General features: G+C 28.9%; 24 protein-coding genes. All 24 read right to left on the bottom strand.

Translation table 11 applies throughout. The features are described 5' to 3' along the window. Positions 1 to 18: 18 nt before the first annotated feature. Complete coding sequence (gene rpoB, locus VJI95_RS04140; RefSeq protein WP_323999340.1) at positions 19 to 3,777, bottom strand: DNA-directed RNA polymerase subunit beta; 3,759 nt, start codon at positions 3,775 to 3,777, stop codon at positions 19 to 21. Positions 3,778 to 4,265: 488 nt separating this feature from the next. Next, positions 4,266 to 4,442 (bottom strand): hypothetical protein, encoded by a 177-nt coding sequence (locus VJI95_RS04145; RefSeq protein ID WP_323999339.1) that lies wholly within the window; start codon positions 4,440 to 4,442, stop codon positions 4,266 to 4,268. Between the two features lie 98 nt (positions 4,443 to 4,540). Continuing rightward, complete coding sequence (locus VJI95_RS04150) at positions 4,541 to 4,720, bottom strand: hypothetical protein (RefSeq protein WP_324010359.1); 180 nt, start codon at positions 4,718 to 4,720, stop codon at positions 4,541 to 4,543. Between the two features lie 139 nt (positions 4,721 to 4,859). Further along, positions 4,860 to 5,324, bottom strand: coding sequence for a GNAT family N-acetyltransferase (locus VJI95_RS04155; RefSeq protein WP_324010360.1), 465 nt, complete (start codon positions 5,322 to 5,324; stop codon positions 4,860 to 4,862). Between the two features lie 69 nt (positions 5,325 to 5,393). Beyond that, on the bottom strand, positions 5,394 to 5,714 hold the full coding sequence (locus VJI95_RS04160; RefSeq protein ID WP_324010361.1) for a DUF1294 domain-containing protein: 321 nt from the start codon (positions 5,712 to 5,714) through the stop codon (positions 5,394 to 5,396). 49 nt (positions 5,715 to 5,763) lie between these two features. Then, positions 5,764 to 6,189, bottom strand: coding sequence for a Fe-S cluster assembly sulfur transfer protein SufU (gene sufU, locus VJI95_RS04165; RefSeq protein ID WP_233056199.1), 426 nt, complete (start codon positions 6,187 to 6,189; stop codon positions 5,764 to 5,766). Beyond that, complete coding sequence (locus VJI95_RS04170; RefSeq protein WP_324010362.1) at positions 6,179 to 7,408, bottom strand: aminotransferase class V-fold PLP-dependent enzyme; 1,230 nt, start codon at positions 7,406 to 7,408, stop codon at positions 6,179 to 6,181. The genes sufU and VJI95_RS04170 overlap by 11 nt, the downstream gene beginning before the upstream one ends. Position 7,409: 1 nt before the next feature. After that, on the bottom strand, positions 7,410 to 8,441 hold the full coding sequence (locus VJI95_RS04175; protein WP_324010363.1) for a SufB/SufD family protein: 1,032 nt from the start codon (positions 8,439 to 8,441) through the stop codon (positions 7,410 to 7,412). 11 nt (positions 8,442 to 8,452) lie between these two features. Next, a complete protein-coding gene (gene sufB / locus VJI95_RS04180) occupies positions 8,453 to 9,868 on the bottom strand; it encodes a Fe-S cluster assembly protein SufB (protein WP_324010364.1) in 1,416 nt (471 codons plus the stop codon). Between the two features lie 2 nt (positions 9,869 to 9,870). Beyond that, positions 9,871 to 10,611 carry a Fe-S cluster assembly ATPase SufC gene (gene sufC / locus VJI95_RS04185; RefSeq protein ID WP_323999331.1) on the bottom strand — a complete coding sequence of 247 codons (741 nt, stop codon included), beginning with the start codon at positions 10,609 to 10,611 and terminating at the stop codon, positions 9,871 to 9,873. A 96-nt stretch (positions 10,612 to 10,707) separates the two neighbouring features. Next, positions 10,708 to 11,067, bottom strand: a complete 360-nt coding sequence (locus tag VJI95_RS04190) for a hypothetical protein (RefSeq protein WP_324010365.1) — start codon at positions 11,065 to 11,067, stop codon at positions 10,708 to 10,710. Continuing rightward, positions 11,064 to 12,347 (bottom strand): DUF1576 domain-containing protein, encoded by a 1,284-nt coding sequence (locus VJI95_RS04195; RefSeq protein WP_324010366.1) that lies wholly within the window; start codon positions 12,345 to 12,347, stop codon positions 11,064 to 11,066. Before VJI95_RS04195 ends, VJI95_RS04190 begins: the two co-directional genes overlap by 4 nt. Before the next feature lie 387 nt (positions 12,348 to 12,734). Next, positions 12,735 to 13,262 (bottom strand): isochorismatase family cysteine hydrolase, encoded by a 528-nt coding sequence (locus VJI95_RS04200; RefSeq protein ID WP_324010367.1) that lies wholly within the window; start codon positions 13,260 to 13,262, stop codon positions 12,735 to 12,737. 21 nt (positions 13,263 to 13,283) lie between these two features. Beyond that, on the bottom strand, positions 13,284 to 14,372 hold the full coding sequence (locus tag VJI95_RS04205) for a type II secretion system F family protein (protein WP_324010368.1): 1,089 nt from the start codon (positions 14,370 to 14,372) through the stop codon (positions 13,284 to 13,286). A gap of 1 nt (position 14,373) precedes the next feature. After that, a complete protein-coding gene (locus VJI95_RS04210) occupies positions 14,374 to 15,564 on the bottom strand; it encodes a GspE/PulE family protein (protein ID WP_324010369.1) in 1,191 nt (396 codons plus the stop codon). 8 nt (positions 15,565 to 15,572) lie between these two features. Further along, positions 15,573 to 16,379: an HAD family hydrolase gene (locus VJI95_RS04215; protein ID WP_324010370.1), complete on the bottom strand. Its 807-nt coding sequence runs from the start codon at positions 16,377 to 16,379 to the stop codon at positions 15,573 to 15,575. A 47-nt stretch (positions 16,380 to 16,426) separates the two neighbouring features. Beyond that, entirely contained in the window at positions 16,427 to 18,253 is a 1,827-nt protein-coding gene (glmS, locus tag VJI95_RS04220) for a glutamine--fructose-6-phosphate transaminase (isomerizing) (protein ID WP_324010371.1), read from the bottom strand. A gap of 188 nt (positions 18,254 to 18,441) precedes the next feature. Then, entirely contained in the window at positions 18,442 to 18,891 is a 450-nt protein-coding gene (locus VJI95_RS04225) for an ASCH domain-containing protein (RefSeq protein ID WP_324010372.1), read from the bottom strand. 24 nt (positions 18,892 to 18,915) lie between these two features. Next, the gene (locus VJI95_RS04230; RefSeq protein ID WP_324010373.1) at positions 18,916 to 19,452 is read right to left on the bottom strand and encodes a GNAT family N-acetyltransferase; all 537 of its coding nucleotides are present in this window, start codon (positions 19,450 to 19,452) and stop codon (positions 18,916 to 18,918) included. A 355-nt stretch (positions 19,453 to 19,807) separates the two neighbouring features. Next, positions 19,808 to 20,092: a CC/Se motif family (seleno)protein gene (locus VJI95_RS04235; protein WP_323999317.1), complete on the bottom strand. Its 285-nt coding sequence runs from the start codon at positions 20,090 to 20,092 to the stop codon at positions 19,808 to 19,810. 64 nt (positions 20,093 to 20,156) lie between these two features. Further along, positions 20,157 to 21,113 carry an RluA family pseudouridine synthase gene (locus VJI95_RS04240; protein ID WP_324010374.1) on the bottom strand — a complete coding sequence of 319 codons (957 nt, stop codon included), beginning with the start codon at positions 21,111 to 21,113 and terminating at the stop codon, positions 20,157 to 20,159. 107 nt (positions 21,114 to 21,220) lie between these two features. After that, on the bottom strand, positions 21,221 to 21,805 hold the full coding sequence (locus VJI95_RS04245; RefSeq protein WP_324010375.1) for a TetR/AcrR family transcriptional regulator: 585 nt from the start codon (positions 21,803 to 21,805) through the stop codon (positions 21,221 to 21,223). Positions 21,806 to 21,900: 95 nt separating this feature from the next. Then, a complete protein-coding gene (fusA, locus tag VJI95_RS04250; protein ID WP_324010376.1) occupies positions 21,901 to 23,961 on the bottom strand; it encodes an elongation factor G in 2,061 nt (686 codons plus the stop codon). A gap of 223 nt (positions 23,962 to 24,184) precedes the next feature. Further along, entirely contained in the window at positions 24,185 to 25,057 is an 873-nt protein-coding gene (locus VJI95_RS04255; protein WP_324010377.1) for a hypothetical protein, read from the bottom strand. Position 25,058 lies beyond the last annotated feature (1 nt).

Below are 25,058 nucleotides of genomic sequence, written 5' to 3' on the forward strand. Positions count from 1 at the left end.
CCACTCCCTTCCTCTATGTTATTGATCAATATCTTCTTCTATAAATATTTCGTCTTGTTCTACTTCTTCTGAACTACTTTTTCCTTTTTCATCTTTATCCTCTAAGAAACTAAGGTCAAAACCGTCAAAATCTTCTTCCTTATTTCCAGACTGATCATAGAATGAATCAAAGTCAAAATCTTCTTCCTCTTCTTCGTTGGCATACTCTTCATTTAAAACAAGTTGAGCCTTGATTTCATCGGAATTTTCTCTAAGTTTGATTTCTTCTCCTTCTTCATCAATCAATTTAACATCTAAGCATAATGATTGTAATTCTTTCATAAGAACTTTGAAGGATTCAGGAATACCCGGTTCAGGAATATTTACACCCTTAACAATTGATTCATAAGTCTTAACTCTACCTACAATATCATCACTCTTAACAGTCAACATTTCTTGTAAAGTATGACTCGCACCATATGCTTCCAATGCCCAAACTTCCATTTCCCCAAATCTTTGTCCACCAAATTGTGCCTTACCACCAAGTGGTTGTTGTGTAACTAAAGAATAAGGTCCGATAGATCTTGCATGAATCTTTTCATCTACCAAATGGTGAAGTTTTAACATATACATATAACCAACAGTTACAGGATTGTCAAATTCATCTCCAGTTCTTCCGTCTCTAAGTTTTATTTTTCCTGATTCAGGACAACCAGCAAGCTTTAATGCATCAAGAACATCAATATCACTTGCTCCGTCAAATACAGGTGTTGCAACTTTCCAACCAAGTCTTTTAGCTGCAAGTCCTAAATGCACTTCAAGTACTTGTCCGATGTTCATACGAGAAGGTACCCCTAATGGATTAAGAACGATTTGTAAAGGAGTTCCATCTGGTAAGAATGGCATATCTTCTTGAGGCATTATTCTTGAAATAACCCCTTTGTTACCATGTCTACCACACATTTTATCCCCTACATTAATCTTTCTCTTAGTGGCTACATAAACTCTAACTACTTCATTAACTCCTGGTGGTAATTCATCTCCATTTTTTCTACTGTAACATTTAACATCTACAACAATACCAGTTTCTCCATGAGGAACTCTTAAAGAAGTATCTCTTACTTCTCTAGCTTTTTCTCCGAAAATAGCTCTTAAAAGTCTTTCTTCAGCACTTAACTCAGTTTCTCCCTTAGGTGATACTTTACCAACTAAGATATCTCCCGAATTAACTTCAGCACCGATTCTTATAATACCATTTTCGTCCAAGTTTTTTCTCATATCTTCACCGATATTTATAACATCTCTTGTGATTTCTTCAGAACCTAATTTAATTTCTCTAGCTTCACATTCATGTTCTTCAATGTGTAGTGAAGTTAAAACGTCATCTATAACAAGTTGTTCATTTAACAACATCGCATCTTCATAGTTATAGCCTTCCCAGTTCATAAATGCCATTAAAATATTTTTACCTAATGCGATTTCTCCATTTTCAGTTGAAGGACCGTCGGCAATAATATCTCCGGCATTAATTCTGTCATTTTCACTAACTATAGGTCTTTGATTGATTGTTGTTCCTTGGTTTGAACGTTTAAATTTAAGTAATCTATATTTATCAACTACATTATCTAAATCTCTTTTGATATGAATTTCATCACTATCAACTCTAGTAACAATTCCTGAATTTTTCGCAACAATAACAACACCACTATCTCTTGCTGCCTTATGTTCTATACCAGTTCCTACAATAGGAGCTTCAGTAACAAGTAGAGGCACCGCCTGTCTTTGCATGTTTGAACCCATCAATGCACGAGTAGCATCGTCGTTTTCAAGGAAAGGAATCATCGCTGTACCAACTGATACAATTTGTTGTGGAGAAACGTCCATAAGTTGAATTGTATCTCTTGGATAAATATCATTTTCGCCATTAATACCACGACCACTTACTCTTTCGTTTACAAAACGTCCATTTTCATCAAGTGGTTCATTGGCTTGAGCAATAATAACTTCATCTTCTTCATCGGCTGTTAAATAAACAATATCCTTTGTAGCAATTCCGTTATTTACAACACGATATGGTGTTTCAATAAATCCATATTGATCAACTCTTGCATAAGTTGTAAGAGAAGTAATAAGACCAATGTTTGGACCTTCTGGAGTTTCTATCGGACAAATTCTTCCGTAGTGACTTTCATGAACGTCTCTTACTTCGTATCCTGCTCTATCTCTACTAAGACCACCAGGTCCTAAAGCTGATAATCTTCTCTTATGAGTAAGTTCTGCAAGTGGATTGTTTTGATCCATGAATTGTGATAATTGTGAAGAACCGAAGAATTCTTTTAAAGATGCAACAAGAGGTCTTATATTAATAAGTCCTTGTGGCGTAGCAAGATCTGGATCTTGAGTTGACATTCTTTCTCTAACAACTCTTTCCATTCTTGATAAACCAATTCTAAATTGATTTTGTAAAAGTTCTCCAACGGCTCTAACTCTTCTATTTCCTAAATGGTCAATGTCATCACAAATTCCAAGACCATAGAATAAGTTAAATTCATAACTTACAGTAGCTTCAATATCATCACGAATAATATGAGTAGGAGAAAGCTCTTTAACCCTATTTCTTACAGCTCTCTTAACTTGTGTTTCATATTCTTCGCCTTCATATTCTGATGCAGCTTCTAAAATTTCCATCATAACCGGATAGTAAATTTTTTCTGAAAGTCCGTTGCATGAAATATCAAATCCCAATTCAAACGCACTAATATCAACAAAGTGGTTGCCAACAACGATAATCTCTTTGTCTTCAACTTTTACATGAACTCTCTTATATCCTGCATTTTCAATTTTTTCAGCAAGTTCTTCTGAAATATAATCTCCAACACTTGCGATTTTTTCCATTTCACCGAATTTATCAGTCTTGAAAATATCTTCAGCTAAAATTGTTCCTATTAATCTATTTCTTAAAGCTAATTTCTTATTAAATTTATATCTACCAACTTTTGCAAGATCATATCTTCTTGGATCGAAAAGTAAATTATGTAATAAACTTTCCCCACTTTCAACAGTAGCAGGATCCCCCGGTTTTAATTTTCTATAAATTTCAAGAATAGCTTCTTGATAACTCTTTGTTATATCTTTTTCCAAAGTAGTATGAAGTTCTTTAATATCTCCGAAATTTTCAACCATTTCTTCATTTGTTTCATATAACAACGCCCTAATCATAGTTGTTATAGGCAATTTTCTTGTTCGGTCAATACGAACACTTACAACTCCGTTTGTGTCGGTATCATATTCTAACCAAGCACCTCTGTTCGGAATTACTGTTGAAGAAAATAACTTATTACCTGACTTGTCAATTTCTTCTCCATAATATACACCCGGACTTCTAACAAGCTGACTTACGATAACTCTTTCAGCACCATTAATAATAAAAGTCCCATTGTCAGTCATCAAAGGAATTTCTCCCATAAACACTTCTTGTTCTTTAACTTCACCAGTATTGTTGTTTGTTAAACGAACATCTACTTTTAGAAGTGTTGAATAGTTCATATCCCTATCCTTACATTCTTGTTCTGAATACTTTGGAGCATTTTCTAAACGATAATTTAAAAATTCCAACTTCATCGCTTCGGAATAGTCCCTAATTGGACTAATATCGTCAAAAACATCTCTAATTCCTTGCTTAATAAACCAATCATAACTATCAGTTTGAATGGCAATTAGGTTTGGAAGATCCAAAACATTTTGAATTTTTGAATAACTAACCCTTTCTGTGATTCCATACTTTTCAGTATGTGTCATAAAGCTTCACCCCTTTGAAAAATTAAAAAAAGATAAAAATACATATTATCCCACTATTACATTATTATCTTTAAATTCTAACAGATTTTTTATAAAATGTAAAGTCTTTTTTTGGAATTTTTTTACTTTTTTACACAAAAATTTACCCTTGAACCTGATAATTTTAATTTCACATTATGAATACTTTAATTAAATACTATATTGTGGTATAATACAGTTGTAAATATATTGTTTTGATAGTTCAATAAACTACTATTTAATATTAATCTAAAGGAGGCAATTATGAGAAAAAAATGGATGAATTATTTAACAATCACTATAATAGTATTTTTAATTATATTTCATTTCAAAGAGCTTTCCACTATAACATTTGTCTGCTTTGGAATAGTATTAGCCTCTCATTTATACGATCTATTTAAAGATAAATTTTAATTTAATTTCAGAATCAAAAAAGGAAGTAATTTTTATCACTTCCTTTAAATAATTTTTTATTTCTTTTCTAACTTTGACTCCAGTTCTTTTATTGTATTATTTAATTCATCCATTTTAGATATCATTTTTTTATTATTTTTCTTAATTGTTCTCTCTACACTGTAAATTGAAAATACTATCACAGTACATTGTATAGATAATAATGTAATCTGTAATCCATCTAAATTACTCATATTAAACCCTCCTATTAAGCCAATAATCTTTAAAATTCATATTTGATTTCATATTCTATAAATAAGTTTTAAAATAAATATAAATCAGAAAACGATTTCTAACTAACATTATTTTTTTGAAATTCTAATTCCAAGATATTTTTATTTAATTCATCTATTTTAGACAACATTTCTTCTTTGCTTTTCTTAATTGCTTTTTCCACACTATAAATAGAAAATACAATTGCACAACATTGCACTGATATTAACCCCAATATTATTATTACTGAATCGGACATATAAACACCTCCACATACTATATTTATATAATTAGATTAATAAGAGTATAAATAAACCATCGCTCTACTCTTACAACTTAATTGTATACTTGTAAATGAAAATTGTCAATACTGATTACTGTGTTTTGAAAAAATATTTTTATAATTTTTTCCTAAATTCATATGCTGAATATTTTATATCAGTTCCTGATTTAATAAATTCAGTTTCTTTAAAAATTTCAAATCCATTCTTAAAACAAATCTTCAAAGATGAAATATTATCTTTTGCAATTAATGTGTTTATAATTTCTGCATTATGTAATTTTAAAAATTTACACAAACCATTAACGAGTTCCGCCCCATATCCTTTATTCCATTCGGTTCGCTTTATCGAATATCCAATACCCCATATTCTCTTACTCTTTTCAACTTCAAAAGCACAAGCTGTTCCAATTATTTCATCATTTTCTTTTTTAAAAACAGAAAAATAGAAATCGTCAGTCCATTTTTCTGAATTTTCCAACTCATCTTTCAATATATCTCTAAGTTCATCTCCATTTTTGTAAAATGGATTACATATATTTCCCGGATATTTCATTTCCCCATTCTTTTGCTGCGTAGTCACAATCAGAAAACCTCATATCCGCTATATTCAATCTTTCTGTATAAAATCTAATATTCCTCATAACATCACCTAAAATATGTATTTATATAAATAATATAAAATCAATACTTTCACGACAAAAAACAGTGGTACTAAAATCCTAAATTTCAGCTTTTTAGTTTTATGTCTAAATATTTGCATGGATAGAAAAGCTCCGATAGAGCCGAACAAAAAAGCTGATAATAATAAATTATTCTCTGAAATTCTATTCTTGCCTTTTATAGCTTTTCTTTTATCAATATAAAATATTGTAAAAGATATTAAATTCATTATAAAAATTATAGAAATCAATAATTTATAGTTGTTTAACAAACTGCCCAAAAGCAAATATAAGATGAAAAAAATTCTCATATACCCTCCTAAACAAAAAAGTCGCAACTCAAAAGAGCTACGACCTTATTTAATTAGCTTCGATTATATTTTTTAATGTATGCCAAGCAAGAACTGCACATTTAACTCTTGCAGGCATTGTAGAAATATTTTGAAGAGCTATAGCATCCTTAAGTTTTTTAAGCTCATCTCCCTCAAGCCCTTCTGTAATCATTGCCAAAAATGTTTCACAAAGTTCTTTTGCTTCATCTAAAGTTTTTCCCTTTATTAAATCAATCATAAGTGATGTTGAAGCTTGAGAAATAGCACAACCTACACCAACATAAGAGGCATCTTTGATAATACCGTCTTCAATATCCAATTGTAATGTAATTTCATCTCCACAACTTGGATTATGACCTTTTTCTTCGTGTGTCGGATGATTTAAGTATCTTTTGTTTTTTGTATTTCTACTTTCTTCTGTTATTATCTCAGTATAAATTTCTCTAATGTCCAAGATGTAATATTCTCCTTACTTCTTTTAGTTTTTCAATGAAATATTCTACTTCTTCTTTAGTGTTATAGAAAGAAAAACTTACTCTACAAGTTGCATTTTCTTTTAAATATCTATGCAAAGGCTCTGCACAATGATGTCCACTTCTTATTGCAATTCCAAAGCTATCAAGTATTGAAGATACATCATGTGGATGTACTTCTTTTACATTAAAAGCTATTACAGGACATCTATTTTCGTCCTCCGTAGTATAAGTCTTTACGAAATCTAACTTTTTCATTTCTTCAAAAGCAAAATTCATAAGTTCTCTTTCCAATTTTTCTATATAATCAAATCCCAATTCTTCAAGATAGTCAATAGCGGCTCCAAGAGAAGCAACAGCTCCTACATTTTGTGTCCCTGCTTCAAAACGTCCTGCAGGTAAAAGATATGTTGAATAATCTTCATATACATATTCAATCATATCTCCTCCATAAAGGAATGGATCCATTTCTTTTAGAAGTTCAAACTTTCCATAAAGCACGCCTACACCCATTGCACTTAACATTTTATGTCCTGAAAAAACTAAGAAATCAATATCTAAATCTTGAACATCCAATTTTTTATGTGCAACAATTTGTGATGCATCAACTAAAACTTTTGCCCCATTTTTATGTGCAATTTCAATAATCTTTTTGATGTCAGGCATTGTTGCTACCACATTTGATGCAGCAGTTATACAAACTAATTTTACCTTTTCAGAAATTTTTTCTTCAAAAGATTTCATATCCAATTGAAAATTATCATCAAGATAAATATACTTAAGTTTAGCACCTGTCTTTTCTTTTAAAAATTGCCAAGTACATAAATTACTATGATGTTCCATAATACTAAGTATTATTTCATCATCTTTTTTCAATTTATTAAGATGACAATGAGCGACTAAGTTAAGTGCCTCACTTGCATTTTTTGTAAAAATTATTTCAGTAGTTCTCTTTGCATTAAGAAAATTTTTAACTTTCTTTCTTGTTCCCTCATAAATATCAGTCGCAGACATACTAAGGTAATGACTACCTCTATGTGGACTTCCATTTTGATAAGAATAATAATTTGTTATAGTTTCAATAACAGCTTGTGGCTTTTGGCTTGTAGCTGCATTGTCTAAATATATAACTTTTTTACCAACTTTTTCTTCATTCAAATATGGAAAATCTTTTCTAATATCAAGAATAGTTTTAGTCATATTATACCTCCGAAAGTTTTTTGGATAAAGTTGTATAAACTCTCTTTCTTATTTCTTCATTTTCTATCAGATCAATAGTTTCAGCAAATTTTGATTCTAATATCAATCTCTTTGCTTCAGATTCGCTAAAACCACGACTCATAATGTAGAACAATATATTATCATCAATTTCCCCTGCACTTGCTGCATGAAGTCCTTCAACATCATCTTCAGTACAAAGCAAAATTGGAACTGCAACATTTTTTATATCATCTGAAAGCAATGTTACATATTCTTGCTCAGATCCTTTTGAAGTAGATGACCCACGTTTAAAGTCGATGGTAACTTTACAAGTCTTTTGAGCTCTATCAGCTAATGCTCCCTTAATTGCCAAATCATAATTTGTAGCACGTCCTCTTTGAATTGCCACATAGTTATAATCTAGTTTTTGTTCGTTTTTACCGAAATAAATAGAATTTACATTAACATTTGAATTATTGTCAACAAGATCACCAATATAGGATAGATAATTTTCTTTTCCTCCTAAATCAACTTGAACAAATTCAACATTCGCATTTTCTTTAACTTTGTAATAAACACTTTGAATACTCAAAATATCTAAAGAAAATCTTTGAGAAATGTAAATTTTAACATCACTATTTTTTTCAGCTTCAACTTCTATGATAGAATGTCTAAAACCTTTAATATTTTCTTTTGAAAAATAATCCAAAGTTAAATTTAAAGTTGAATTTTCTTCGGCTCTTATTTTTATAATATCAATTAATTGATTATTTTCGTCGTTTAACTCTAATGAAACCACTTGATTTAAAGAATTATCTTCTGTTGAAATAAAATCCAATTCAAGATTTGTAAATTTTTTTAATTTTTCAGTTAATTCATTTGAAAATGAAAATTTTTCATAAGAAAAATCAAGATTTTTGTTTTCACCCTTAATTAAAGAATATTCTTTTGAATTTAGATTAGGCAATAGCACTTCTGTATTATTAACTCTTGTTGCATTCCAAGTGTTACTTGGTATAAAATTTCCTCTCATACAGACACCCCCTAACCAATAGTTCCTTCAAGTTCAAGATTAATCAGTGCATTCATTTCAACAGCATATTCTAAAGGCAATTCCTTTGCTATCGGTTCAGCAAAACCTCTTACAATCATAGCTTTTGCTTCTTCTTCAGGAATGCCACGAGTCATAAGGTAGAAAATTACATCATCATTAATCCTACCTATTTTTGCTTCATGTCCTAAATCAATGTCTGATGTTTGAATATCTATAACAGGAATTGTATCTGATTGAGATTCTTGATCCAACATTAAGGATTCACAAGTTACAGTTGATTTACAACCATGACAATTAGGTTTTACACTTACAAGTCCTCTGTAAATTGCAACTCCATTACCCTTAGATATGGATTTTGAATTTATTGATGAGCTTGTTCTTGGAGCTGCATGAATTACTTTTGCTCCAGTATCTAAGTACTGATCATTCCCTGCAAAAGTGATTCCTGTAAATTCACTCTTTGCTCCTTCTCCTCTCAATACACTCATCGGATATAACAAACTTACCTTTGAACCAAAAGATCCTGAAACCCATTCAATAGTTCCATTTTCATCAACCATAGCTCTTTTTGTATTTAAGTTATACATATTTCTTGACCAGTTTTCTATTGTAGAATATCTTAAGGTTGCATTTTTCTTTACGAAAAGTTCAACCGCTCCTGCATGAACATTTAAAACATTGTATTTTGGAGCTGAACAGCCCTCAATAAAATGGCAATAAGCTCCCTCTTCAATAATAATTAAAGTATGTTCAAATTGCCCTGCACCCGGTGCATTAAGTCTGAAATATGATTGTAGTGGAATGCTTACATTGACTCCCTTTGGAACATAAACAAAAGAACCACCACTCCAAACTGCATAATGTAATGCAGCATATCTATGATCTTCAGGTTTTATACAAGTCATAAAATATTCTTTTATTATATCAGGATATTCTCTTACAGCAGTTTCAAAATCAGTGTAAATTACACCTTGATTTTTCATTTTTTCAGTCAAATTGTGATAAACAACTTCACTGTCGTATTGAGCTCCAACTCCTGAAAGTGCACTTTTATATTCTGCTTCTGGGATTCCAAGCGCATCAAATGTTCCCTTAATATCCTCAGGTAACTCATTCCAATCTTCACTCATCTTTGCATCTGGACGAATGTAAGTTGTAATCTCATTTATATCAACAGGAGATAAATCGGGTCCCCAGTTTGGATTTTTAGAATTTTCAAAAACTTCCAATGCTTTAAGTCTTAATTCCAACATCCAGTCAGGTTCATTTTTCTCCTTAGAAATTTGCATAACAATATCACGAGTTAAGCCTTTTTCAGTTTTTGAAAAATACCTTACTTCGTTTTTTATATCATAGACACCTCTGTCCATTTCTTCTACTTGTGTTTTTTTTCTTTCTGATGTCATAACTACACCTCTTGCTCAACCCAAGAATAACCTTCTTTTTGGATTTTATCAATCAAAGAAGCGTCTGATGTTTTTACAATTTTGCCATCATATAAAACATGAACATAATCCGGTTTAATTCTTGATAATATTGCTCTATGATGCGTTATAATCAAAATTGATTTATTCTCACTTTTAAATTTTTCAACATTTTCAGAAACAACTTTAACTGCATCAATATCAAGTCCAGAGTCTGTTTCATCCAACATTACAAGTGAGGGATTTAACATAACCATTTGCAAAATTTCAGTCTTCTTCTTTTCTCCACCAGAAAAACCAACATTCAAATATCTTTGGGCATAAGAAGTATCCATTGTTAAATTTTCCATTTTTCCTTCAAGCTCTCTTTGAAATTCAATAACACTTTCTTTTTCTCCTGTTATTGACATTCTTGAAGCTCTAATGAAATTTGAAACGGTAACTCCAGGAACTTCTTCCGGATTTTGAAAAGACATAAACATTCCAAGTTTTGCTCTTTCATCTGCCCTTAATTCATTTATATTTTCACCCTTAAAAAGTATATCTCCAGATGTAACTTCATAATTAGGATGAGCCATAATAGAATTGGTAAGTGTAGATTTACCAGCTCCATTAGGTCCCATAATAACATGAACCTTTCCTTCAAAAATATCTAAATTGATACCTTTTAAAATTTCTTTATCTCCAACATTAACATGGAGATTTTTTACCTCTAATATTTTCATATATGTTACTCCTTATAGTAGTTTTATTTAGCATAATTGTAGTACCCAAAGAGTAAGACAATAAACTAATATGTATAACTCAACAAATATTAAAGGCTAGAATTTTCTAACTAACAAAATAGTCAAAAGACCATCGTCAGAATAAGAAACTATTGCTTCGTCAACCATAGATCCCAATGCATCTATATTTGATATATCACTTGAATTACTTCCCAAGCCTATTAAATTATCATAATAATTTTCAAACTCTGGAAGTCTTGCAGAATTCGAAATTCTATTTAATTCGTCCAAATCTTTCGGTTTTATTTTAACATTTCCCTCAGCAATAACTCTTAGAGAATTTTTTTCTATTTTAAAATCTATTTTTAAATCTTGAACTCTTTTACTAAAATAATAATGAACGAGTCCACTAACAATTAACTTAGCACAATTTTCTTCATTTTTTATTGTATTCAAAACCATTCCTCCCCTGTTTTATCAAAAAATCTCGAATTTCTAATTGACTCAAAAATTGGAACTAAAGTTGCAGCAACAAATCCACCTGAAAATCCGTTGTTATAAAGATTTAATCCCCCATGTAAAAGCCCTACGCTAGAAACAATAGAAACATGACAGAAACCTGCAAACATTCCAGCAATAAATCCATACTCTCCAGCAACTGGAGCTAAATTTGTTGCAAATAAAATAGTAACTGTTGCAGAAACACTATGTGGATCATAAATATTTAAAAAGTATGCAATTAATGTTCCTACAAGAATTGGTAATACATTCCTTATGTGCTTTCCAAATATTCCAAAGCCAAAAATTGTAAATATCCCACCAAGAATAGGTCCGTTTAAAGGTTGATTCATAATCAAAACATAAGTAGTATATAAAATTGCCAGTGCAGACATATTAATCATGCTGACCCCTCTACCATAAATATTCCCAAAATCAGAAGGTGCCCTACCACTATTTTTTAATAAATTTCCTAAATTTTTAAAACTAAATCCATTCAGATAAAATCCTAAAGCAAAAACTATAACAAAAAAAACATACATTATAATTGCAATCCGTAAATTTCCATCACTTACAACATTTACATTTTTAACTTCTAAATTAAAAGATTTAAAAACCCCTTGAATAAAAAGTCCAATAACTCCACATGTAAACCCAATATTATATAGACTGTAACCTTGATGAAAACGTAAAAATGAAGATGAAAGTGCCGGAATAATAATTCCAATTAAAATACCGACTGCATAAGAAATAAATAGTCCTTTAAAAAACGGAAGTCCAATTCCAAAACAGAGATAACTTACAACAGGGCCAAGAGCAGTACCAAATAGACTATTCATTGTCAATGTATTAAATTTTAAACCTTCGATTTTACCATAAAGGTAAACTCCAAAAGTTATTGGAATTGTATTAAATAGATTTTTTCCAAAAAGGGAAAAACCAAAAAGCGTAAAAAGCGCAGCTATAATGGGGCCTGTCAATAATTGTTTTCTTCTCCACAACACAAAAGATGCAAGTAACATAAGAAACCCAGCATTTAAAAAGGTTGCTCCTATTCCTCCTACTGCCATATAGTCAGTAAGTAAATGACTTGGAGATTTTAAAATATTAATATATCCGTATAAAATTTCTTTAGGACTGTCAAAAAGAAATCCTACAGACATCGATAAAATAGAAAATATAAATATCGCATCATATCTATAATGGTTTTTTACATATATTTTTTCTCTACTCAACACATTTCCTCCAAAATTTTCTCACATATATTGTAACATATTAAAAAAGAAATGTGAATAACTAAAGTACTTAAATATAAAAAAGATTATAAAATTTAGTCGCTACACAAAAATTATTTATTTTCTTATCGATATTTATTATTAATAACAAGTTTTAAAAATATTTTTCTCCTCTAGTCGTATTAAATAAAGACGTTCTCGTCGCTAACTAAATTATACAACTTATATTAATAATTTTCAAGAATAATACTGGACTTAATTATATTTATAATAAAGTTATATATAGCAAAAAAGCAAGTTAGTTTTAAAATAACTTGCTTTTTATTGTGAAACAACGAGGTTCCCGGCTACCCATCCGATGTGAATAATCGTGGAAGGGTGGGGTTCTTATTAAATAAATTCTTCCTTATATTCATCTAAATACAAAACATTTACCATATTTGACCAATTTAGTATTGACCCTATAAAATCTTGAATATCTAATCCAGGCATTTCATAAGTATTTTCATCACAAACCGTTCCAGTTGCATCTTCTATAAAATAGACCTTAAAATTTTTATCAGCAGCAACTATAGACGTAAACAAACAACAATATTCAGTATTAAATCCACAAATTACCAATTCTGTGATGCCTTCATTTTTTAAAATTTTTTCAAGATTAGTATTAAAAAATGAGTCTGGCATACTTTTCTCAACTATATATTTTGCATTTATATCCAAATTATCTATTATTTCAATACCTTCACAATTTTTGTATAAAGGGCTTTCAACACTTTCATCCAGATGTTTTGTAAAAACAATTGGCATATTTTTACATTTAAAATCCTTAATCAACCACTTAATTTTATTTATTTCATTACTACAATCTCTTTGACTTATTATCCCCTTCTGTAAATCAATTACAAGTAATGCTCTCATATATTCCCTCCATTAAAATAATTATTCTATACTTATTCCGTTTGATAAATCAAAAATCGGTATTGCTATTGCAAATACTATAAATGCAACAAATAGAGAGATTAAAATAATTATTACGGGTTGTAAATATTGTAAAATTTTATCAACTGAATAATTTATCTTTGAGTCATAATATTCCGTTGCACTTTCCAGTATTTCAACTAAATTTTCACTACTTTCTCCTATTGCAAGCATATTAATAAATGCCGGATTAAAAATTAAATCATTCTCTAGTGCCTTTGAAATTAAATTACCACTTTTTATTTCTATTATTGCATTTTCCAAATGTTCTTTTATAAATAAATTTCCTGTAGAGTTTTTAATTATCTCTAAACTGTCAACTATATTTATATTTCCATTTAACAAAATGGTAAAGTTTTTTGCGATTATGGATGTGATATAGTTTTGATAATGCGACTTTATATATGGGATTTTAAAAAGTAATTTCCCAAAAAATCTTCTAACTTTATACTTTTTTAAAATTAATTTTAAAAATACAATAAAAATCAAAATCCCTAAAATTACAAATAGATAATTATTTTTTATAAAATCCATACTTTTAATTAAAAATTTTGTAATAGCCGGTAATTCAATATTACTGTCATTAAAAATATCTAAAAACACAGGTATTACATTATTTAAAAGGAAAATTAAAACTACAACGGTAACAGACAACAAAATAATCGGATAAGTTAATATACTTATAAGTTTTTGTTTTAATTTATACTTTTTCTCATAATAAGATGAAAGATATAAAAAAACTTCTGAAAGCCTTTCAGAACTTTCTCCGGACTTTATTAAAGCTAAAAATAAATTGTCAAATTTATTGACCTTTAAAAAGGAATTATACAAATCATTACCACGCAATAAATTTTCATAAACTTCTGAAAAAATTCTCTTTAAATTCTTATTAGGAGAAGTTTTTGAAAGTAAGTTTATCGTTTCGGCAGTATTAATATTTGATTTTAAGAGAAGTCCCGCCTCTTTTAAAGAAATGCTTAAATCCAATAAATTGTGTTTATTTCCTATTTCCATATTCAAAATATTAGAAACTTTTTCTTTAAAGCCCATTTTAAAATTCTCCCAATGAAAATAAAATCTTATTTACTTCTTCAAAACTCGTTATCCCATCTGCAATTTTTCTTAACCCGTTTTTATATAAACTTTCATTTCCATTTTTCCTAAAATATTCATAAAGTCTTACACTATTACAATTTCCATTTATTATTTCTTTTATCTCATCATCTAAAATTAAAGATTCCAAAATTAAAGTTCTACCAATATATCCTCTATTGCAATGTTCACAACCACATTTTTCATAAATATATTCAGGTATTTCAAGATTGTTTTTCTTAAAAATCTCTTTTTCAAAATCTGTTAATCCCTTTTTAATTTTACATTTTGGACAAAGTTTTCTGACAAGTCTTTGAGAAAGAATTGCTATTACCCCTGATGAAATAACATAATTTTCTATTCCTAAATTTAAAAGTCTGATTATTGCTGAAACTGTATCTGCAGTATGCAAAGTTGTAAAGATAAGATGCCCTGTTATTCCCGCCCTTAGAGCTATATTTGCAGTTTCTCTATCTCTCATTTCTCCAACTAATCCAACTTCGAAATCTTGTCTTAACATTGCCCTAAGACCTGTTGCAAAATCAAGTCCCAGAGCCGAATTTATATTTATCTGATTTATTCCACTAATCCTAACTTCAACAGGATCTTCTAAAGTAATTATGTTGATATTTTCATTTTGTAATTTTTTTACAAATGAATACAATGTAGATGACTTTCCACTTCCCGTAGGACCACTTATGATTAGAACTCCATTTGGACTTTTTATTATATTTTCAATCAATTGTCTTTCTTCATCATATAATCCTAAATTTTCTATATCGATTTTAAAATTTCCAGCATTTAAAATTCTCATTACAATTTTTTCGCCCAAAATTACAGGAACTGAAGCAATTCTAATGTCAACTAAATTTCCATTATAATCAAAATCTAGCCTACCATCTTGTGTCATTCTCTTAATTGTAATATCCATTTTTGAAATAATCTTTATACGAGAAATAATAATTGGAGCATTTAAACTATTTATTTGATAAATGTCAATTAGCTCTCCGTCTATTCTAAATCTTATATAAAAATTGTCTTCTCTAGGCTCAAAATGTATATCTGAAGCATTATTCTTTATTGCATTTAAAATAACTTCATTTACAAAATTTTCTACATTCTCAATTTTTTCAACAAAATTCTTTTCCATAATTTCCTCTAAACAAATTTTCTTATAGCTTTTGCAACCCCATCATTTTTATTCGTGTCAGTTATATAATCAACATTTTTCTTAACATTTTCCATTGCATTTCCCATTGCAATAGAAAGCCCACAAATATTGAGCATTGGTATATCATTTTCTCCATCACCCATTGCAATAGTTTCAGATATATCAATATTGTTAAGTCGACATATTTCTCTTAAACAAGAGCCCTTATCCGTATCTTTTGCCATTAACTCAAGAAAAAATGGAAGAGAAAAAGAAATGGTGTATTCATTCTTTATGGTATTGGTAAATTTATCGTCCAATTCTTTTAATACATCATATTCTTGACATATTCCTATTTTCAAAACTTTTTCTTCCAATTTATTATCTTTAATATATTGTTTTACATCTTTAACTCTAGCTATTTTTGGATTTATAAATTTTGAAATAATTTCAACATATTCATCTTTTGAATCTTTTGTAAAAATAAAGTCCTTTAAGAAAACTATAGGTGAAAAACTATTATCTTCAATAATATCTAAAATATCGAAAAGATACTTTTTTTCCAAGCTCTTTACGAATTTTGGGACTTCACTATAAGTTGTAGAGATTAAACTACCATTTAAGGCTCCATAGTAAGTATCTAAATTTAAACTTTTTAAAATTTCCTTGATTGTAAATTCTTCTCTACCTGAAATAAAAGCGATTTTAACACCTTTGTTCATCGCATAAAATAAGCTGTCTTTAACTTCTTCAGATATTTCGTGATCCTCGTTAAAAGTAGTGCCATCCATATCAAGTGCTATTAACTTATACATAATCCTCTCCTTTATATAAAAAAAGGGACTTCCCAGTCCCTTTAAATCTATTCAACCGTAACAGATTTTGCTAAATTTCTTGGCTTGTCAACATCATTTCCCTTTGCTAATGATGCATAGTAAGCAATAAGTTGACTTGCGACAACTGAAATTATAGGCATTAAAATTTCGATAGTACCAGGAATTAATATTCTTTCATCAGAAACATCAAGATTGTTATCTAAATGAGTTATTTCAAAAACTTTAGCTCCTCTAGCTTTCACTTCTTTTACATTTGAAATAATCTTTTCATATAATCTTTCTTGAGTTGCAATTACAAAAACAGGCGTTCCGTCCTCAATCAATGCAATAGTTCCATGCTTTAACTCTCCAGCTGCAAAGCTTTCAGTGTAAATATATGAAATTTCTTTTAATTTCAATGCACTTTCCATAGCAGTATAGTAGTCAAGACCTCTTCCTAAATAAAAACAAGTAGTCTTATCCTTTAATTCTAATGCAATTTTTTTATAAATTTCTGTATCTTTTAATAATAATTCTATTTTGCTTGGTAATTCCTTTAAATGATTAATTATTTTCTTATATTCATCGTCAGAAATTGTTCCTAAAATTTCTGCAAATTTTAAAGCAATCATATAAAGAGCTGTAACTTGTGTTGTATATCCTTTAGTACTTGCAACAGCAATTTCTGGACCTGCCCAAGTATAGAATACATTGTCAGATTCTCTAGCTATTGAAGAACCTACAACATTTGTAACACTCAAGATAGTTGCTCCTTTAGCTTTAGCTTCTCTTAGAGCAGCCAAAGTATCAGCAGTTTCTCCAGATTGACTTATTATTATAACTAAAGTTTTATCATCAATCATTCTGTCAGAATATCTAAATTCAGAAGCAACATCAACAATTACTGGAAATCCCAAAGCCTTTTCTAAAATTTCTCTACTTACAAGACCTGAATGGTAAGCTGTACCACAGGCAACAACATAACATTTATTGAACTTTTTCAAATTTCCTTCTAAAAGATTTTCCATTCCATCTAGGATTAATTTATCATTTTCATTTAATCTTCTACAGAAAGTTTCTTCTATTACTTTTGGTTGTTCGTAAATTTCTTTTAACATAAAATGATCATATCCGTCCTTAGTAGCTGATTCAACAGACCAATCAATATGTTTAATTTCTCTAGTTACAACATTATTTTTTTCGTCATAAATAGTATATTTTCCATCTTTAAAATGAATTAAATCACCATTTTCAAGATAGATAACATCTCTTGTATATTTTAAAACTGCAATAACATCTGATGCAATATAAAATTCGCCATCTCCAATACCTACAATCAATGGACTTTCTTTTCTTGTTCCGATAAGTTCATTAGTATCTTGTCTTAAAATACCAAAGGCATAACTACCCTTAACCTTTTCTCTCATTTTAAAAACAGTGCTTAAGAAATCTCCATCATCCAAGTCTTCCAATAATTGTGGAATAACTTCTGTATCAGTTTCAGATTTAAAAACAAAATTTTTCTTTAAAAGTTCTTCTTTTAAAAGCAAATAATTTTCTATTATTCCATTATGAACAACTGCAAATTTTGAATTCATACTCAAATGCGGATGTGAATTTTCATTTGATGGAACTCCATGTGTAGCCCATCTTGTATGACCTACTCCAATATTTGAAATTTTATTTTTATATTCACTTTCTAATTTTTCTCTTAAATTACTAATTCTTCCAACAGTTTTAACAACATCTATCTTATTATTTTCTAAAAATGCAATTCCTGATGAATCATATCCTCTGTATTCTAAAGTTTCCAGTCCATTTAAAATTATATCAATGGAATTTGAACTGCCAATATATCCAACAATACCGCACATAAAATTTCCTCCTAACAATAATTTTACTGCTACTTATTGACATATTTTATCATATTTTACAATTATTTTCAAGTGACCAACTAGCCTAGATTGATAAATCCAGTAGTCTACTATTTTGATATTATAAATTTTTAACAAGTTCAGCAAACAAAAAAACAGTAAATCATCTAATTTACTGTTTTCATTAATTAATACACTTTTTCAAATACTTCACATACCATTGGAGCTTGTTCATAAAATTCTTTACCTACATTTTTAAATTCTTCCTTAAAAAATTCATCATGAACTCTTTTCCAATACTCATAACTCCTATCACCCTCACCTTCAAGAAAAGCATGATTAGATGATATTACATTATATTCTAAAATATATACCTCTCTTGTAACGGTAATACATATAGGCTCATCTGAACCATTTAAAATAATATTGTATTCACCAACTTTTGGAATTTCTTCATCTTCTTCGTATAAATCATAAGCTCCTGTTGTGGCAGTTTTAATCCCCTTATTGACTAAATCAGCTAACTCATCAGCCATTTCTTTAGTATTTCCAAAACTCCATGCTTCATATTTTGTATCTAACGGAATATTCTTTTCCTTACAAAAACTTTTCCAATATTCTTTAATTTTATCATTCATAAATCTAATCCCTAAAAATACCTATTATTCAAACAAATCTATCCAATATCTTTCTAAATAAACTTTATCTTTTAGCTCATAAACAGTAGATTCATAAATTCCTCCATTGTTTATAATTACTCTTTTACTCGCTTCGTTTTCCTTTAAACAGGTTATTAATATTTTTTCAAATCCCATTTCTTTACATATGGGTAAAATTTCTTTTAACATTAGAGTTGTATAACCTTTTTTTCTTTCAGAATGACATACTGAATATCCAATATGGCCACCATATTTTTCAAAAAAGTCATTTAGATAATGCCTTATTTGAATAACACCTATAATTTTTTTGTCATCTTCCCTAATAAAAATAAATTGAGTTTGTGGTACATATTCTTTTGGACAGGTATTCTCGGATGAAAAATCTTCAATCTGTTTTATCCAGTCAGAAATATTTTCCGTTTTCCTTAAAGATAGGCAACCATCCATATCTCCACCATTTGTTAAAAATTCCTGTCTAAAATTTTTTATTTCGTTTTCGTATTCCATTGTAGGAATAATCAATTTAAAACCTTTAGCCATATTATCATCCCTATATCTAAAATCTGTCATACATAACAATTATTTTATAATTGCTATTAAATATTTCAAACCGTAAAAATTTGTAGAAGAAATTTCAACAAATGCATCTTTTGGAATTTTCCTACTTACATATACATTATATTCATCTACCTTAAAAAAGTCAAAAGCATTAGTATTCTTTGGTATACCAATCGAAACCGATGGTTTTAATTCAGTTGAACAGTTTCAGTTACTCCAACCCTTAAGTTCAACAATTATATCTCTTTGATTTTCTTTTAAAAGTTTGTTTGCTTCTTTATTTATAACAACTTTAATAAAAACCACCCCTAACAAAAAAGACTGAATTAACAGCCTTTTAAACAATTATTCCATTAACTACTAAATTTTCAATAAAAAGAAAACTCATAGTTGAAACATTAACAGTATCATTAACTGCATTTATTCCATTCATAACATACACATCTATACCATCTACATTTTCTAATGTGTATTTTTCTAAATCTAAAGGTCTACCTAATGAAGCCATTGGTTTTAAAACAACACCACTTCAAGAACTACAACCTTTAACATCAATGGTAATGATATTATTATTTTTTTTGTTCAAAAATCTTTTAGCTTTTTCATCAATTAAAATTTTCATAATACTCTCCTATAATGTTCTGATATGAAGAATATACCCATCACAAAAGTTATATAACTTTCTATCAAAATATTTTTCGAATTATATTTTTATAAATATCATCCATTGGAGCAAAAAATTCTTTATTATTAAGATAACTCAAATCTCCAACAATATCTTTAAAAATTATTGTTTCCGCATGTAAAAATTGGCTTCTTAAATCAAAATTATCTCTAAAAAACTTATTTATCTCTGATTTCCCATATTTAATATCACCTATAATAAAGAATCCCTTACTACTTAAATGACTTCTAATCTGATGTGTTCTTCCGGTAATAAGTTTTATTTTAAGCAGACTAAAATCATCATTATTTTTTTCTACATAAACTTCTGTTATTGAGTCTTTCCCATTTTTAGAAATAGTTGATTTATTTTTTTCTTCGTTTTTTTCAAGTCTTTCATTAATTACAAAATTTTTCTTAACTTTTCCAATCACAATAGTTTTATAATACTTTTCAATTGACTTTTCTTTTATCCTATTTAACTCTCTAAGTGCCATTGAATTTTTAGCACCTATAACAAGACCTGAAGTATTTCTATCCAATCTGTTAATTATTGCGGGAACAAAAGTTTTTTCAGCTCTAGGATTATACTCTCCATTTTCAAGCAAATATCCAATCATAAAATCAACCAGATTATTCCCATAATCTTCCTTAGAAGATGCATGAGATAATAAATTTTTAGGCTTGTTCATAACTATAATATTTTCATCTTCATAAACAATATCTAGCTTTTTTGAATATGAATATTTCTTTAACTTTGAAACAATCAACTTTTCTAATTCTTCCTCGTAAATAAAAATATTGATTACATCATTTTCAGCTAAAATATAGCTTGAATCAACCTTTTTTCTATTAACTTTTATCTTTTTTGTTCTTAAAAATTTTTGAATCATAGAAGTACTTGCATTATTCAAATATTTTTTTAAAAATCTGTCAATTCTTTGTCCCGAATCATTTACATTAACTTCAATATCTCTCATAAATCTCTCACTTATCTAAAATTTCAAATCAATAAAACAAATTATAAACCATAAATTTTTTTATGTCAACAAAAAATCTCAAAGCAAAACTTTGAAAACATCTTAATCTACTCCTCTGAATTCTCTAAATATTCTCGAATAAATTTTTTAAGAAGTAATCTATTCTTTAAAAACGAATTTTTAGCACTTAGTATTTCTCTTCCCAAAACTAAACTGTTCATAAAATCTGTTAAAAAGTCATATTCATAATAATTAAAGGAAAAACCAAACTTTTCATAAATTTTTTTTAACTCAATGAAAGTTTCTTCTTTCAATTTCAAGAATAATTTTTCTAAATTTTCATCGTATTGCTTCTCTTGAAGAAACATAACATAAACTTTAGATAGTTCATTATCATCTAAAATTTTATCCGTCATCATTTCTGCAACAGCATCATATTTATTCAAATTTTTATTACTTGTCAAAAAATTATCTACTATATTATATCTATATTCACAACCATCTTCCATTAAATCAAAGAGCATGTCAGAAATGCTTTTATAATATCTATAAACTCCACCCTTGCTCATTCCACTCTCTGAAATAACATCCTCCATAGTTGTGTTATGAAATCCCTTACGAAGAAAAACATTTTTAGCTGCATATCTTATCTGCCATTTTCTCTCCTCTGCAGGTAATCTTTCATTACGCATATACTCTCTCCTTTAGTTCTTCATATGTAAAAAAATCCACCCTTACGTAATGTGTTATATAGTAGAAGGGTGGATTTATATAATTATCTACTTATCTATTTTTCTGCTTTTGATTCTTCAATAATCTTTTCCGCAATATTTGCAGGAACTTCTTCATACCTATCAAATTCCATTGTAAAGTCTCCTCTTGCTTGAGTCATTGATCTTAAATCTATAGCATATTCAAAAAGTTCTGAATGTGGTGCTTCTCCAATAACAAGTTGAGTTCCATCTTCAAGCATTTCCATACCTAAAACTTTTCCTCTTCTCTTATTTAAGTCGCCCATTACATCTCCCATATAACTTTCTGGAATTCTAACTTCCACTTTCATTATAGGCTCAAGTAAAACAGGATGTGCTTGTTCCATACCTTTTTTAAATGCTAGAGAAGCAGCAATTTTAAATGCCATTTCATTTGAGTCAACAGGGTGATATGAACCATCATAAAGAGTTGCCTTAACATTTACAACAGGATATCCTGCTAAAATTCCTTTTTCAAGACTATCTCTAATACCTTTTTCAACAGCAGGGAAGTAATTTCTAGGAACAGCTCCTCCAAAAACTTCTTCAGTGAATTCAAATTCTTCTGTTGAAGGTTCAAATCTCACAAATACATCTCCGTATTGACCTGCACCACCTGATTGTTTTTTATGTTTTCCTTGAACATCCGATTTTCCTTTAATAGTTTCTCTATAAGCAATTCTCAAAGGAATAATATTTGTTTCTACACCATAAACATTTTTAAGTTTATCTAAAACTATTTGAAGTTGAACATTTCCTTGTCCACCTATTAAATGCTGTTTAGTTTCTATATTTCTTTCAGATACAAAGCTTGGATCTTCTTCATGTAATTTATGAAGAGCTTGTGATATCTTATCTTCATCATTTTTAGATTTAGGTTCTATTGCAAAATAAAGATTTGGTTTTGGATATTTAATCTTCTTATAAAGAGTTTTATTTTGCTTATCACAAATAGTATCTCCTGTTTCAGTTAAATTAAGTTTTGAAACAGCTCCAATATCTCCTGCAACAATTTCTGATGTTTCTATTTGAGTTTTTCCTCTTAGGAAGAAAAGACCAGCAGCCTTATCCAATTCATCTTTAGTTGAATTGAAAATTTCAGTATCTTTAGTGATTTTTCCACTCATAACTTTAAAAATAGAAATTCTTCCAACGAATGGGTCAACAATAGTTTTGAAAATAACCGCTGAGAAAGGTTCATCTACACAAATCTTTCTAACGTTATCATCTTCATTTCTAAAGCCTCTTTTTGCTCTTTCGTCGTTTGGAGCAGGCATATAATCTGTTATAACATCAAGTAACATATCAATTCCAGCACCTGTTGTCGCTGAACCACAAATCAAAGGAACAGCTGAACCGTTCAACAATGCGCTTGTAACGCCCTTCATAAATTCTTCATGGCTAAATTCTTCTCCATCAAAAAACTTTTCCATAAGTTCATCATCGGTTTCTGCAACAACTTCCACTATTGTATCATAAACATGATTTACTTCTTCAATTCTTATTTCAGGAATTTCAACTTCTTTTCTTTCAAATCCATCATATTCATAAGCTTTTTTATTTAAAACATCAATAATACCTTTAAAATTTTCACCTTCACCTAATGCAAGTGTAAATGGAATAACTTTTTTACCAAAAGTTATATGTAAATCACTAACCACTTTTGCGAAGTTTACATTTTCCTTATCCATTTTATTTACAAAAATGATTCTTGGCAACTCAATACTTTCAGTATATTTCAAGACCTTTTCAGCCCCTACTTCTATACCATTTTGTGCATCCAAAATAACTAAAGCAGCTTCTGATGCTCTAAGAGAGCTATAAACTTCCCCACTAAAATCAAAATATCCCGGAGTGTCAATTAAATTTATCTTAAAGTCTCTCCATTCAACTGGTGCAATTGCAGTTGAAATAGAAACTCCTCTTGAAATTTCTTCTTTATCAAAGTCAGTTACGGTGTTTCCGTCCTCAATCTTACCAAGTCTTTTCAAATTGCCCGTTTTATAAAGTAAAGCCTCACAAACTGAAGTCTTACCACTGGCACTATGTCCAACTAATGCAAGATTTCTAATCTTTTCTGTCGAATATGATTTCATATCTAATTCCCCCTAACATATTGTAAAATAGATAAATTAATACCTTAAAGATATTATAATATGGAAATGTTTTCAAGTCAAGTTTTTTTATAAAAAAACTATAACTCATTTCTCGTCTAATTAAATTCATTATTTTAAAATATACACTTTTACTCTTGTTCTTTCCAAAAGATTTAACCACAAACTAATTTTGTAAATGCAAAAAAATATTAATAGTAAATAATTAAACTACTTTAACTGACTTAACAAATTTTTTAAAATCTTTCTTTATTTTTTCTTGTAATTCTAGTGGAGTATTTACTAAATCAATTTCAAATGTAAGCTCTAGTACTTCTTCTCCATCTTTATATAAGTATGAATGTTTTTCTATCTTTTTATTTTTTCCAGAAATTTCTACATAGTATTCTTTGTCGTCAATCTCTTTATACTTAAAAGATTTTAAATCCCCATGCCATCTTGTCCATGTTTTCTTTATATCTTCACTTGAAAAACTTTCATATGCAGTATCTATCATAAATCCTATATAGTTATTTTCATATTCTTCATGAATATATATTTGATAAGCATCTGTATGTCCATCTTCTATATCAATGTATTCATCCGGCAGAAGTTTATAACTAACTTTTGAATCATCTGCAGTTTCAAATCCACCACATTCAAAATCTATATCCTTAGAATTTAATGCTAAATTACGTACAGTTTCTCCCAAAACTTCCGGATTGACTGGTAACAATAACTCTACAATATTATTAGGATTCTTACTTCCAATATATCCTTTCCCAATACTAACCCAAAGTTCAACCTTAATCCTATCATCATATTTTAAAATCTGTATGAATTTATATTTTTTACAAAATGTATTATAAGATTTTATTCCTGTTACTGTCCAAAAATCTTTTTTAGAATTTTTATGTTTTGAATTTTCTGAATACTCTAATTTAGTTAATATCTCATTTCCAAATTCTGTATTAGTCATTGAATATGAATAAATTTTATCTTGATATTGCCTTACCCATAATCCTCTTTCATCCCTAAGACTGTGAACTATTAATATATTATCACTTACATATACTGATGTGCTTGCTTTTGATATCATT

The sequence above is a fragment of the Parvimonas sp. C2 genome (assembly GCF_035282405.1).
GTDB lineage: Bacteria > Bacillota > Clostridia > Tissierellales > Peptoniphilaceae > Parvimonas.